Raw genomic sequence first — 11,978 nt, 5'->3', positions numbered from 1 at the left:
CCTATATAACAAATATCAAAGATCACTATCGGTGCGTTTGGCAAGTTTGGGATCTTTGTTGATATCTCTATGATCTACTACAACTCTTAAGTTATTATCTCTCAGTCTTAAAGCAAGATTTTCAGCCAACGCAACTGATCTGTGTCTTCCTCCTGTGCAGCCTACACCTATAGTTAATCTGACCTTTCCTTCACGTATATAGTAAGGAATTGTATATTCAAAAATATCTTCCTGGCGATTCATATATTCTATAGTTTCATCAAAAGACAAGACAAAATCAGCTACTTCCTGATCAAGACCAGACTGGCTTTTTAGTTGAGAATTATAGAATGGATTGGGAATAAATCTTACATCTATAACACAGTCACAGTCAACCGGTATTCCATACTTAAATCCAAAAGACTGAATAAGAATGGTCATTCTTTCATCGCGGTCGCTGGTAGATAACATTTCATATAGTCTATTTCTTAAATCAGACGGACTGATTTCTGTTGTATCAATAATATCAGAAGCCAGTCCCCTCAGCCCTTCCAGTCTGATTCTTTCAGTCTGTATAGCTTTGGAAAGGCCATAATTATGTGCCAGAGGATGATTCCTGCGACTCTCTTTATAACGATTGATCAAGGCCTGATCAGCAGCTTCGAGATATATAACTCTATGGCTCACACCCATAGCAGATATCTTTTCCAGATCCGGCATCAAATCATCCGATTGACCTGCACTTCTGATATCTATACCAAAAGCAAGTCTTTGAGGATCTTTTTCATCTTGTCCATTTCTTTGATGGGAATATGCTTTAATTAATTCCGGTAGAAGTCGCGGCGGCAAATTGTCAATGCAAAAATACCCCATGTCCTCAAGATAGTTTAAAGCCATACTTTTACCTGCACCGGACATTCCGGTAAGGACTACAACTTCCATGCTTCAATCCTCCATCAAATATATTTACAATACTTCAGTTCTTCAGAGACGTTTTGCCAATCGCCTGCAAATCTAACTTCTGGTTCAAGTAGTATTCCTGTTTCTTTCCAAACGGTCTGCTGAACATGACAAAACAGCAAAAAGACTTCTGTGGCAGTAGCTTGACCCATATTCACAATAAAACCTGCATGTTTTGAGGAAACAGCAGCACCACCGATTTGATATCCTTGCAAATTACACTCAGAAATCAATTTACCGGCATAATTACCCGGCGGTCTTTTGAATGCACTGCCTGCACTAGGTTTATCCAGAGGCTGACTTTTTCTCCTTCTGGCAGCGAGATCTGCCATTTGCTCGTATATATCACTTTGTTTTGCTTTTTTTAAATTAAAAGCAGTTTTCATTATAATATTCGAACTACCAGCAAAAACGCTTGTTCTGTATCCAAAATTATGTTCTTTTGCATTTAGCAATCCACAGCCGTTTTCAGGATCAACAAATTCTGTCCAAAGCACAGTATCAGCTAAACAACCCTCATAAGCACCGGCATTCATCATGACACCTCCACCTACAGTGCCAGGTATACCTGATGCAAATTCCAATCCACTTAGAGAATTCTTAGCAGCCATTGCAGCCACAGCAGCAAGACTACAACCAGCCTGAGCTATTATAGTTTCATCTTGAACACTAATATCAGATATATTGTCTGATATCAGTACAGTAAGTCCTCTGATACCCTCATCAGATATAACCACATTTGATCCTTTTCCCAGCAAAGTAACAGGTATATTATTTTTATTACAATATCTGTATACAGTCATCAATTCTTCAGCAGACTGCGGCAAATAAAGACAATCTGCTAAGCCACCTAACCTGAAAGTTGTATAACCTGACATACATTGATCAGGCAAAAACCGCTCTCCGGCAGCAGGCAGCAAGGCCACAAGCTCTTGATGCAAATTCATCTGTTTACTCCCAACATCAGCAATCCGGTTGTCCGGGCAATATAATATGAATAACTTAATTAAGTCCAGAATAATCTGTCGGTCAAAGCTTTTGCAGCATTATACCCCATCGATTTTTGTCTGAAATTAATAGCTGCCACCTCAACAATTATAGCCAGATTCCTACCAGGCCTTACAGGGATAGTTATTGAAGGGACATCTATACCTAAAATATCAGTAGACTCCTCATTCAAACCGAGACGCTCATATGTCTTCTTTTCATCCCAAAGTTCCAAATTGATGACAAAATTTATGTTTTCCTGCATCTTTACTGAAGAAACTCCGTATAATTCTTTTACGTCAAGAATCCCTATCCCTCGTATTTCAATCAGATGCCTGATTATTTCCGGAGCTCTTCCAAGTAGTGTTGTATCAGATACTTTACGTACTTCAACTACATCATCAGCTATCAAACGATGACCACGCTTAACTATTTCCAGAGCTGTTTCTGACTTGCCGACACCACTTTCTCCCAATATAAGAATACCTTCACCATAAACTTCAACCAGAACGCCATGTAATGAAGATCTGGGGGCAAGCTCTACATTTAAATATTTAACTAGAGAACTCACAAAAGAAGCAGTTGTCTCGCCTGTGCGGAAAATGGGTATGGAGTATTTTTGAGCACAAGTTATTAATTCCGGAAAAGCAACATGGCTTCTGGTTAAAACAAGACAAGGAATTCCTTTAGAAAAAAGTGCGTCTATACGCAATTCTTTGTCCTTACTTTCAAGCCTTTCCAGAAAAGCAGTTTCCATATTGCCCAAAACCTGAATTCTATCAGGGCCAAAATGATCGAAATAACCCGCTAACTGCAGTCCAGGTCGAGTTACATCAGCAACAGAAATTAAGATATCATCCAAATTATCAAATTCTACAATTACTTCAAGATCAAATTCTTTCACGAGATTCTGTAAAGATACCGGCGCCATCTTATTCTCCTAACGCTTCATTATCAAATTTGCTCTTCAGAGGCTTTTAGAGCCACTTTACGAACTATATTCATTATAGCTTATCATATAGTTCCTGTCATGGTTGCCTTGAAGGAAACATAGGATGCTCTAAACCTTCCAGTCCACCACCTAATTTCTTAATAGCAGAAACAGCTTCCTGATATAAAGCGGGGGTAACAGCAGGTAGGTTCGCCTCAAGGAAACTGCGCAAAACTCTTATTCCCCTGGGATCACCATAATCTCCGATGCAAGCAGCAGCTATGACAGGTATTTTCATTTTACGCATAGATTTGCGCAAAGCAGAAAAGATATTTTCTTGTTTAAAAGATTGCCCTATTCCTGACAATGCCATCAGCAAATACTCATGAACAATCTGCTTTTCCGGATCAATTTCCATAAGCATATTTGTTTTTTCGACAATACTTTCAATAGCAGCATGTCCCATATTTATCAAATAGATTCCCACAGCCTCTGAAATAAGCTCATCTGGATTTGTGTATTCACAAAATTTTACAAGTAACTTCTGGAGAGTTTCAGCAGATTGCCATTGTCCCAGAACCTTTATAAATTCACAGCAAATCAACTGAGATTGTTTGACTTCCAAACTACTATTTTCTTCATTATCATTTTGTGATGCCCAGTTTGTCTGCAAACATATTTCTAATAATCTGCTTTTTATATTTATGTCTGAGTAATATAGTTTGCTTAGAATTCGTCTAGGCATTGCATCATCACAAATTACAGCGGCATGCAATGCCAAAGCTATCAAAGCATCTTCAGAATTTAAGCTTTCCAACCACTGCTCAACCGTATGATCATAATTATCAACAAACGATTCAGTATTTTCTTGTGTCAAAATATCTGATAATTTTGTTTCATACCAGATATTAAGATCACCTTCTACTGCATTTTCCACAACCTCTTGCTGCTTATCGGCTGATATTTGACCATGTATGGCTTCCATCAATCTTTTTTCATATGATTTGGAAAAATACTCTCTATATGATTTCATTATTGTAGTCATCGTTTTGTTTTGCTTGAAAATATTATCACTCATAAAAATCTCCCTCATAAAGTTAAATGCAAATCTATTTGAGCTTCACTGTCAGATAACAAAATAAGACCCCCTTGCGGAGGTCTTATAATTTGGAGGCACCATCCAGATTTGAACTGGAGAATAAAGGTTTTGCAGACCTCTGCCTTACCACTTGGCTATGGTGCCATATGATGATAGCCGATGGAATTCCATCGGCTATCATTTTGGAGCGGGATACGAGATTCGAACTCGCGACTTTCACCTTGGCAAGGTGACACTCTACCACTGAGTTAATCCCGCACAATTGGGTGAATACCACCCGCATGCTTCCAGAGCATTTAATAACCGACCTGGTTAGCAACCTTTTGGTGACCCGTAGGAGAATCGAACTCCTGTTTTCGCCGTGAAAGGGCGATGTCTTAACCGCTTGACCAACGGGCCGCATGGTAGCGGCGGTCGGATTTGAACCAACGACTCTTCGGGTATGAACCGAATGCTCTGGCCAACTGAGCTACGCCGCCATTTGGTTGCTTGCACCACTTGCTCCCTGAGGTGCTTAATGAGTTTATCAAGAGACTTTGTTTTTGTCAACTATATTTTTGAAGTTTTTTTTACTTTTTTTCTCATAATCAAAATTTCATATGTATCGCATAAAAGGTACACAAATGAGAGCCGTAACAACGACTCTCATTTGTAAAAATATCCTTTTTACGGCTCTAAGTAAAACTAAAATAATTATATTACTTCATTTCTACTTCTGCGCCAGCGTCTTTTAACTTAGCGGCAGCAGCTTCAGCATCTTCTTTGCCGATTCCTTCTTTAATAGTAGAAGGAGCATTATCAACCATTTCTTTAGCTTCTTTAAGTCCAAGACCTGTAAGCTCACGAACAACCTTGATAACTGCAATTTTAGATGCACCTGCACCCTTAAGTACAACATCAAACTCTGTTTTTTCAGCAGCAGCTCCGCCTTCGGCAGCTCCACCAGCTGCAGGAGCAGCAACAGCCATTGCAGACGCAGATACGCCAAATTCTGTTTCCAGTTCTTTTACCAGCTCTGCCAATTCCATAACTGTCAGTGCTTTTACTTCTTCAATAAATTTTGCTACTTTTTCACTAGCCATTTCAAATGACCTCCTTATATATCTTTTATATTATTCAACTGTTTTTTCAGCTACAACACCAGCAGCAGTTTCAGCACCGGCTTCTTCAGCCTTTTCTTTTACTGCGTTAAGCAACATAGCCAGACCTGCAATTGGTGAAACCAGTCCACAGACAACTTGTCCATACAGAATTTCAACTGGCGGTATAGAAGCCAATCTATTAATATCGCTTAATTCAGCAACTTTTCCTTCCAGAGTACCACCTTTGATTGTAAGTTTGTCAAACTTGTCTGCAAACTCTTTGATAACTTTGGCAGGTGAAATTACATCATCTTTACTGTAAGCAATAGCTGTAGGACCTTTCAGAATTTCATCAAGACCTTCGTATCCTGCTTCAACCAAAGCCCGGCTTGACATAGAATTTTTGACAACCTTGTATGTCACACCTGCTTTACGTGTCGCTGTACGCAGCGCGGTATCCTGATCAACGGTAAGACCACGATAATCAGCAAATACCATTGCTTGTGCTTGTTTGAATTCTTCAGCAAGATCATTTACTATCTGCTGCTTTGATTTCAGAATTTTTTTACTGGGCATATCAGCACCTCCTTGTTCAGTATTAAAATACCCCTCGCGCCAAAGACGGAGGGGTTGAATTGCATAAAATACAATACTACCTTAACCTCGGCAGGAAATTACACTTTCCAGAAACCTGCTGTCTTTGGTTTATAGGATTATTTTCAATTATAGTCAGAATTAATAGCTGCTATTAAACTAATTTTGCAGTATTAAGTCTGATACCAGGACCCATGGTAGAAGTTATAGTAACACTTTTCAGATACTGACCCTTAGCTGCAGCTGGTTTAGCTTTAATTACAGCACCCATAATGGTTTTGAAATTATCCTGAAGTTTTTCATCACCAAATGAAGCTTTGCCTATTGGACAATGAATAATGTTTGTTTTATCAAGACGATACTCAATTTTACCAGCTTTAATTTCTTCGACAGCTTTAGCAAGATCCATTGTTACTGTGCCAGACTTAGGGTTTGGCATCAATCCTTTAGGACCTAAAACTTTACCCAGGCGACCAACAACCCCCATCATATCAGGAGTTGCTACAACCACATCAAAGTCAAACCAGTTTTCTTTTGTGATTTTCTCAACCATATCCTCAGCACCAACAAAATCAGCACCGGCATCTTTTGCTTCATCAGCCTTGGGACCTTTTGCAAAAACAAGAACTTTCTTGCTTTTACCAGTACCATGAGGCAGCACTACAGCGCCTCTTACCTGTTGGTCTGCATGACGTGAATCAACACCCAAACGGATATGTAATTCTATCGTTTCGTCAAATTTAGATGTTGCCATCTTCTGTACCAGACTGATTGCTTCTGCAGGTTCATAGGCTGCGGAACGATCGATCAGTTTGGCGGCTTCAATATACTTTTTGCCTCTTTTCATCTCATTACACTCCTTCGCCTTAGTCGTCTATAACGACAATACCCATACTACGTGCAGTTCCTGCAACCATTCTTGCGCAGGCTTCAAGATCCGAAGCATTAGTGTCAACAATTTTCACTTGAGCTATTTTCATAACTTCTGACTTCGTAATCTTCGCAACCTTATCTTTGTCGGGTTTTCCTGAACCACTTTCGATATTACATGCTTTCTTCAGCAAAACAGGCACCGGTGGAGTTTTAGTAATGAAAGAATAAGAACGATCTGCATAAACCGTTATGATTACCGGTATTATAAGTCCGGCATCTTTTGATGTTCTTTCATTAAACTCTTTAACAAACATAGCAATATTAATACCATGCTGACCAAGAGCTGGTCCAACCGGTGGCGCTGGCGTTGCTTTACCTGCGGGAATCTGCAATTTGATATACCCGGTAATTTTCTTTGCCATTTTGGCCACCTCCCAAATGTTTTCTTTTTTATTATTTTCAATATTAATACAATATTGAAGTTACCGTACACAAGTTTCAACAGCTATCATCAAATGTACTGTCGAATCAAATTCTTAAAATCTGTGTCAATTCAAGTTCAACAGGGGTTTCTCTGCCAAACATTAAAACCAGAACTCTGACCTTTTTCTTTTCCATATTAATTTCTTCAACGGTACCTATGAAACTTTCAAGAGGACCATTGATTACTTTTACAGAATCACCAACGCCATAATCAACCACAGGCTCCCAGGTAGATTCCAGACCCATAATCATGAGTTCTTCTTCGGTAAGAGGTGTTGGTTTAGAACTTGTCGGTCCAACAAAACCTGTTACACCTCGTGTATTACGAACAATGTACCAAATTTCATCAGTAAGAACCATTTTAACAAGAACATATCCAGGATAAATTTTTCTCTGAATAGTTTTTTTCTTACCGTCTTTTATTTCAATTTGTTCCTCTACAGGAACAGATACATCCTGAATATAATCATGGATGCCGCGATTTTCTACAAGGCGCTCTAAAGTAGCTTTAACCTTGTTTTCATAACCAGAATAAGTATGTACTACATACCATTTGGCTTCTTCAGGGTTATGATCAACCATGAATCAGGCTCCTTCACTAGTTTCAGCTACTGTTTCTGTAACAGCAGGAACTTCCGTTTTGGGCGAATAAAAACCTACTCCGGTAAGAACCGTACTGAGCAACGTATCTACAATATACAATGCAATTGCTGCAAAAAGACAAATTACAATAACAGTTGCCGTACTTTGAACCAAGCGCTTTTTGTCTGGCCATATTACACGCTTTAATTCGGCTTTAAGGTTTCCGAAAAACGTCTTCAGACCATTGCCCATACGGGCAAAAACAGCAGCGATTTTCTGAAAAATATTTTTCTTTTTCTGAACTTTCTTGTTGTCTTTCTTTTCGCTGATTTCTCTTTCTGCCATGTTCAAACCATCCTTAAATGTGCCTTAAATACACAAATCATTTTGTTTCTTTATGATCAGTGTGTTTACGGCAGAATCTGCAGTACTTCTTCATTTCCAAACGATCAGGATCGTTCTTCTTATTTTTCATAGTGTTGTAATTACGCTGTTTACATACTGTACATGCCAGTGTAATTTTGTCACGAGCTCCTGGTTTTGCCATCTCTATCACTCCTCCGTAATAAACGACCTGGATTACATGTCCTAAATTGGTCACAAAAAAAAAGACCCTGATGTGGACAAGCAAACGAATGATACCACAGGGCAGGTCTTTTGTCAAATATTTAGCTTATCTTCTTTTCTTTAATTCATTGTAAATATCATCCAAAGTAACACCTTGCTCTACAAGCAAAACATTTAGATGATAGAGCAAGTCGGATGCTTCGTAAATAATTTCCTCTTTTGAATTATTTTTAGCCGCAATGATAACTTCGGCAGACTCTTCTCCAACTTTTTTGCAGATTTTGTCAATCCCCTTGTTTAAAAGATAATTTGTATAGGATCCTTCTTTAGGATTTTCTTTACGGTCAAGGACTACTTCATATAATTCATCAAGAATTTTGCCTATGTTACTCATGCACATTTCCTCTCTTTTCTATAAACATCTTGTCATTATAGACAGAATAATCATTTCAGGCAACTTAATCGATAATATCTGTTCTGGCTTTTGCAAAATCCTTAAGTGATCTAAAAAAACAAGAGTGCTCACCTGTATGACAGGCATTGCCCAATTGTAATACATCAACGAGAATCGTATCGCCATCACAATCAACATGAACTGCTCTTATTTGCTGGAAATGCCCCGAAGATTCTCCCTTAAGCCACTGCTTGTCACGACTGCGGCTATAATAATGCATGAGACCTGTTTTACAGCTCTTTTCCCAGGCAAGGCAATTCAACCATGCAACCATTAATATCTCTCCTGACAAATAGTCTCTAACTACTGCTGTCAGCAAATCTTGATTATCTTTTTTGAAAAATTTCCAATTCACTGTTTCAATCTCAACAGGCAGGGGCAAGTCAAGAGTACTATTGACATCAGCAGATTGTGTCTGCATGTGATTATCAAATTTTCTTATAGAAATACCTCTTAATGCCAAATAATTTTTTAGGTTGTTTACTTTTATTTCTCCAAAATGAAAAAGACTGGCAGCAAGAACAGCATCTGCGCCTCCAGAAACTATTCCATCATAAAAATCTTCAAGACAACCCGCTCCACCAGAGGCTATCACCGGTATATTAACAGCGTCTGCTATTTTTCTTGTAATTTCTATGTCATATCCTGATTTTGTCCCGTCTTTTTCCATACTTGTCAAAAGTATTTCGCCGGCACCAAGCTTTTCAGCTTGTTTAGCCCACTCAACAGCCTCCAGACCAGTTTGCTTTGTTCCACCTGCAACCATTACCTCATAATTGCCATCACTTCTTTGTCGAACATCAATAGCAACTACTATACACTGACTGCCGAACCTCTGAGAAGCTTCAGTAATAAGCTGAGGTTCTGCAACAGCCGATGAGTTTAAAGAAACCTTATCTGCACCAGCCTGGAGAATAGTTCTGATATCCTCCAATGTTCTTATGCCTCCACCTACGGTAAAAGGTATAAACACCTGTGCAGCAACCTGTTTTACAACGTCAATCATCGTTCCGCGCTCTTCCAAAGTTGCTGAAATGTCAAGAAAAACAAGCTCATCTGCGCCTGATTCATTATATGCCCTAGCTATTTCAACAGGATCTCCCGCATCACGAATATTAATAAAATTTATACCTTTAACCACACGGCCGCCCTTTACATCAAGACAAGGAATTATTCTTTTTGCCAACATTGCTCGAGACTCACCTTTCCCTCATAAATGGCTTTTCCGACTATTACACCGGAAGCACCTGTTTTCTCAACTGCTTTTATGTCTTCAATATTGCTTATCCCACCAGAAGCAATTATATTCAGACCTGTTTTTTCCACCATTATTTTTGTGCCTTCCAAAGCAGGGCCTGTTAACATTCCGTCACGAGATATATCAGTATATATTATATTTTGTGCACCTGCCTGCGCCATATCCATTGCCAGATCAACCGCACTTATACCACTACCTTGCGTCCAGCCGGAAACACTAACCTCGCCGTCTCTAGCATCGATTCCAATCGCTATTTTATTTCCAAATTTTTTCAATGCCTCTAATGTAAACTTGCGGTCTCTTACCGCAGCGGTACCAAGTACAGCCCTATCAATTTCATAATCCTCAATTAAGGTTTTCAGGTGTGAAATATTACGTATACCTCCACCCGTCTGTATATGAACACCTGTTTGCTGGCGTATTTCACATATAAGACGAGCATGTACAGGAGCTCCGGTTTTGGCTGCGTCAAGATCTACCACATGTATCCACTCAGCACCTGCATCTACAAACTGCTTTGCCATTTCAATTGGATTATCATTATAAACAGTAACCTGATTATAATCGCCTTGACGAAGTCTTACACAACGTCCACCAAGTAAATCAATTGCAGGATAAATTATCATTTTAAATATACCTCTTTATCAAGCCATGACTTTAACAAAGTTAGTCCGGCATTACCACTTTTTTCAGGATGAAATTGAGTTAATAGCATGTTTTTGTGTCTTACTGCAGCAGTAAAAACCTGTCCATGACTGCTAGAAGCAGCAATACAATTATTATCTTCAGGCTGACAGTAGTATGAGTGCACAAAATAGTAGTACTGGTTTGGAATAAGAAGGTCATCTGAGCAATCCTGTAGACTATTCCAGCCCATATGAGGGATTTTCAATCCAGGATGCTTTTCAAATCTGCGTACCCTGCCGGGAATTACAGCCAATCCTTTGGCATTGCCTTCTTCACTACTTTCAAACATCAATTGCATGCCTAAACAAATCCCCAAAAAAGGACGTCCGGTGTTTATTGACTCCAATACAGCTTTATCCATACCAGTCTTTTTCAAATTATTATATGCGTACTCCATTGCACCAACACCAGGCAAAATCACAGCATCAGCTTTTGATATCTCTCCTGGGTCATTTGTAACAGCGACTTCTGCACCTAAAAATGCTAGTGCCTTAGCGACACTTCCGAGATTTCCCATCTCGTAATCAATAATAGAAATCATGCCAAATCCTTACCTGTAAGACGCTGATATGCTTCTTTATATTTTATTGATGTTTTTTCAATAACTTCTTCAGGCAGTGCCGGAGCAGGTGGATTTTTATCCCAATCCAGAGTTTCCAGCCATTCACGCAGATACTGTTTGTCGAAACTTTTTTGAGCTTTTCCAGGCTGCCATTCGGCTTTGTCCCAGAATCTTGACGAATCTGGTGTGAAAATCTCATCAGCAACAACCAGTTCACCATTTTCCTGTCCAAACTCAAATTTTGTATCTGCCAAAATAATGCCTACACTTTCAGCATAATCAGCTGCTTTATTATATAAAGCAAGACTCTTATCTTTCAGATTCTGAGCCATTTCAGCACCGGTTATTTCAATCAGTTCTTCATAAGTAATATTAATGTCGTGTCCACTTTCAGCTTTTGTAGAAGGAGTGAACATCGGCTCAGGCAACTTATCTCCTTGTTTTAATCCATCAGGAAGTTTAACACCACAGACAGTACCGTCCTTATTGTATTCTTTGAGTGCCGAACCTTCGAGATATCCTCTGACAATACATTCAACCGGGAGCATATCTATTTTGCGAACAAGCATGGAACGTCCTTTAAGCTCATTTTTGAATTTTGATAAACCTGCAGGGTACTCTGAAGGATCAGTAGAAATAACATGATTTGGAATCAGATCTTTTGTATAGTTAAACCAGAAAGCAGCAATACTGTTCAAAACAACGCCCTTATCTGGAATCAGTTCATCAAAAACAACATCAAAAGCAGAAACACGATCAGTAACAACTATAAGAAGCTTGTCCCCAAGATCATAGACATTCCTGACTTTTCCCTTGATAAATAACGGTAGATCGATAAATGAAGTGTCGTTAATCAGCATAATTATTCCTCCTGCTAATA

Annotated in this window: 16 protein-coding genes, 4 tRNA genes, 1 pseudogene and 1 other annotated feature; all 21 genes and pseudogenes read right to left on the bottom strand. The window is 39.0% G+C overall.

Features of this window, described 5'->3' with window-relative positions; all coding sequences use genetic code 11:
- Positions 1-15 precede the first annotated feature (15 nt).
- The 21 genes and pseudogenes from rapZ to AC0KSB_RS01200 all read right to left on the bottom strand — a co-directional run bounded on the left by rapZ (position 16) and on the right by AC0KSB_RS01200 (position 11,958).
- The gene (gene rapZ / locus AC0KSB_RS01300) at positions 16-921 is read right to left on the bottom strand and encodes an RNase adapter RapZ (RefSeq protein WP_472305933.1); all 906 of its coding nucleotides are present in this window, start codon (positions 919-921) and stop codon (positions 16-18) included.
- Between the two features lie 14 nt (positions 922-935).
- Positions 936-1,886, bottom strand: a complete 951-nt coding sequence (gene murB / locus AC0KSB_RS01295) for a UDP-N-acetylmuramate dehydrogenase (RefSeq protein ID WP_472305931.1) — start codon at positions 1,884-1,886, stop codon at positions 936-938.
- Between the two features lie 59 nt (positions 1,887-1,945).
- Positions 1,946-2,857 carry an HPr(Ser) kinase/phosphatase gene (gene hprK, locus AC0KSB_RS01290; RefSeq protein WP_472305929.1) on the bottom strand — a complete coding sequence of 304 codons (912 nt, stop codon included), beginning with the start codon at positions 2,855-2,857 and terminating at the stop codon, positions 1,946-1,948.
- 97 nt (positions 2,858-2,954) lie between these two features.
- Entirely contained in the window at positions 2,955-3,935 is a 981-nt protein-coding gene (locus tag AC0KSB_RS01285; RefSeq protein WP_472305927.1) for a hypothetical protein, read from the bottom strand.
- 90 nt (positions 3,936-4,025) lie between these two features.
- Positions 4,026-4,100, bottom strand: a tRNA-Cys gene (locus tag AC0KSB_RS01280).
- A gap of 39 nt (positions 4,101-4,139) precedes the next feature.
- Positions 4,140-4,214, bottom strand: a tRNA-Gly gene (locus tag AC0KSB_RS01275).
- A gap of 66 nt (positions 4,215-4,280) precedes the next feature.
- A tRNA-Glu gene (locus AC0KSB_RS01270) sits at positions 4,281-4,355 on the bottom strand.
- Positions 4,356-4,358: 3 nt separating this feature from the next.
- A tRNA-Met gene (locus AC0KSB_RS01265) sits at positions 4,359-4,435 on the bottom strand.
- Between the two features lie 219 nt (positions 4,436-4,654).
- Positions 4,655-5,038 carry a 50S ribosomal protein L7/L12 gene (rplL, locus tag AC0KSB_RS01260; RefSeq protein WP_472305925.1) on the bottom strand — a complete coding sequence of 128 codons (384 nt, stop codon included), beginning with the start codon at positions 5,036-5,038 and terminating at the stop codon, positions 4,655-4,657.
- Between the two features lie 30 nt (positions 5,039-5,068).
- The gene (gene rplJ / locus AC0KSB_RS01255; protein WP_472305923.1) at positions 5,069-5,614 is read right to left on the bottom strand and encodes a 50S ribosomal protein L10; all 546 of its coding nucleotides are present in this window, start codon (positions 5,612-5,614) and stop codon (positions 5,069-5,071) included.
- A gap of 15 nt (positions 5,615-5,629) precedes the next feature.
- Positions 5,630-5,760: a sequence feature (ribosomal protein L10 leader region), on the bottom strand.
- Positions 5,761-5,786: 26 nt separating this feature from the next.
- The gene (rplA, locus tag AC0KSB_RS01250) at positions 5,787-6,479 is read right to left on the bottom strand and encodes a 50S ribosomal protein L1 (protein WP_472305921.1); all 693 of its coding nucleotides are present in this window, start codon (positions 6,477-6,479) and stop codon (positions 5,787-5,789) included.
- 19 nt (positions 6,480-6,498) lie between these two features.
- The gene (gene rplK / locus AC0KSB_RS01245) at positions 6,499-6,927 is read right to left on the bottom strand and encodes a 50S ribosomal protein L11 (protein ID WP_472305919.1); all 429 of its coding nucleotides are present in this window, start codon (positions 6,925-6,927) and stop codon (positions 6,499-6,501) included.
- 106 nt (positions 6,928-7,033) lie between these two features.
- A complete protein-coding gene (gene nusG, locus AC0KSB_RS01240; protein WP_472305917.1) occupies positions 7,034-7,570 on the bottom strand; it encodes a transcription termination/antitermination protein NusG in 537 nt (178 codons plus the stop codon).
- A gap of 3 nt (positions 7,571-7,573) precedes the next feature.
- Positions 7,574-7,915 carry a preprotein translocase subunit SecE gene (gene secE, locus AC0KSB_RS01235; protein ID WP_472305915.1) on the bottom strand — a complete coding sequence of 114 codons (342 nt, stop codon included), beginning with the start codon at positions 7,913-7,915 and terminating at the stop codon, positions 7,574-7,576.
- Positions 7,916-7,952: 37 nt separating this feature from the next.
- Positions 7,953-8,117 (bottom strand): 50S ribosomal protein L33, encoded by a 165-nt coding sequence (rpmG, locus tag AC0KSB_RS01230; RefSeq protein WP_472305913.1) that lies wholly within the window; start codon positions 8,115-8,117, stop codon positions 7,953-7,955.
- A gap of 126 nt (positions 8,118-8,243) precedes the next feature.
- Complete coding sequence (gene hisE, locus AC0KSB_RS01225) at positions 8,244-8,531, bottom strand: phosphoribosyl-ATP diphosphatase (RefSeq protein ID WP_472305911.1); 288 nt, start codon at positions 8,529-8,531, stop codon at positions 8,244-8,246.
- A 64-nt stretch (positions 8,532-8,595) separates the two neighbouring features.
- The gene (gene hisI / locus AC0KSB_RS01220; RefSeq protein ID WP_472305984.1) at positions 8,596-9,012 is read right to left on the bottom strand and encodes a phosphoribosyl-AMP cyclohydrolase; all 417 of its coding nucleotides are present in this window, start codon (positions 9,010-9,012) and stop codon (positions 8,596-8,598) included.
- 15 nt (positions 9,013-9,027) lie between these two features.
- Positions 9,028-9,780, bottom strand: a pseudogene (hisF, locus tag AC0KSB_RS01215) (imidazole glycerol phosphate synthase subunit HisF); the annotation flags it as partial.
- Positions 9,762-10,475 carry a 1-(5-phosphoribosyl)-5-[(5-phosphoribosylamino)methylideneamino]imidazole-4-carboxamide isomerase gene (hisA, locus tag AC0KSB_RS01210; RefSeq protein WP_472305909.1) on the bottom strand — a complete coding sequence of 238 codons (714 nt, stop codon included), beginning with the start codon at positions 10,473-10,475 and terminating at the stop codon, positions 9,762-9,764. The pseudogene hisF and the gene hisA, both read right to left, overlap by 19 nt.
- A complete protein-coding gene (hisH, locus tag AC0KSB_RS01205) occupies positions 10,472-11,077 on the bottom strand; it encodes an imidazole glycerol phosphate synthase subunit HisH (protein WP_472305907.1) in 606 nt (201 codons plus the stop codon). Before hisH ends, hisA begins: the two co-directional genes overlap by 4 nt.
- Positions 11,074-11,958: a phosphoribosylaminoimidazolesuccinocarboxamide synthase gene (locus AC0KSB_RS01200; RefSeq protein ID WP_472305905.1), complete on the bottom strand. Its 885-nt coding sequence runs from the start codon at positions 11,956-11,958 to the stop codon at positions 11,074-11,076. The genes hisH and AC0KSB_RS01200 overlap by 4 nt, the downstream gene beginning before the upstream one ends.
- Positions 11,959-11,978 lie beyond the last annotated feature (20 nt).

The sequence above is a fragment of the Ercella succinigenes genome, assembly GCF_900002895.1.
Note: the sequence above shows the minus strand (reverse complement) of the source record. Positions and strands in the feature narration are given on the sequence as shown.

Coding starts and splice junctions, on each gene's coding strand:
- nusG (WP_472305917.1), bottom strand. CDS start 7,570: ATGGTTGATCATAACCCTGAAGAAGCCAAATGGTATGTAGTACATACT.
- hisH (WP_472305907.1), bottom strand. CDS start 11,077: ATGATTTCTATTATTGATTACGAGATGGGAAATCTCGGAAGTGTCGCT.
- hprK (WP_472305929.1), bottom strand. CDS start 2,857: ATGGCGCCGGTATCTTTACAGAATCTCGTGAAAGAATTTGATCTTGAA.
- rplK (WP_472305919.1), bottom strand. CDS start 6,927: ATGGCAAAGAAAATTACCGGGTATATCAAATTGCAGATTCCCGCAGGT.
- AC0KSB_RS01285 (WP_472305927.1), bottom strand. CDS start 3,935: ATGAGTGATAATATTTTCAAGCAAAACAAAACGATGACTACAATAATG.
- rplJ (WP_472305923.1), bottom strand. CDS start 5,614: ATGCCCAGTAAAAAAATTCTGAAATCAAAGCAGCAGATAGTAAATGAT.
- rpmG (WP_472305913.1), bottom strand. CDS start 8,117: ATGGCAAAACCAGGAGCTCGTGACAAAATTACACTGGCATGTACAGTA.
- secE (WP_472305915.1), bottom strand. CDS start 7,915: ATGGCAGAAAGAGAAATCAGCGAAAAGAAAGACAACAAGAAAGTTCAG.
- rapZ (WP_472305933.1), bottom strand. CDS start 921: ATGGAAGTTGTAGTCCTTACCGGAATGTCCGGTGCAGGTAAAAGTATG.
- rplL (WP_472305925.1), bottom strand. CDS start 5,038: ATGGCTAGTGAAAAAGTAGCAAAATTTATTGAAGAAGTAAAAGCACTG.
- murB (WP_472305931.1), bottom strand. CDS start 1,886: ATGAATTTGCATCAAGAGCTTGTGGCCTTGCTGCCTGCTGCCGGAGAG.
- rplA (WP_472305921.1), bottom strand. CDS start 6,479: ATGAAAAGAGGCAAAAAGTATATTGAAGCCGCCAAACTGATCGATCGT.
- hisA (WP_472305909.1), bottom strand. CDS start 10,475: ATGATAATTTATCCTGCAATTGATTTACTTGGTGGACGTTGTGTAAGA.
- hisI (WP_472305984.1), bottom strand. CDS start 9,012: ATGCAGACACAATCTGCTGATGTCAATAGTACTCTTGACTTGCCCCTG.
- AC0KSB_RS01200 (WP_472305905.1), bottom strand. CDS start 11,958: ATGCTGATTAACGACACTTCATTTATCGATCTACCGTTATTTATCAAG.
- hisE (WP_472305911.1), bottom strand. CDS start 8,531: ATGAGTAACATAGGCAAAATTCTTGATGAATTATATGAAGTAGTCCTT.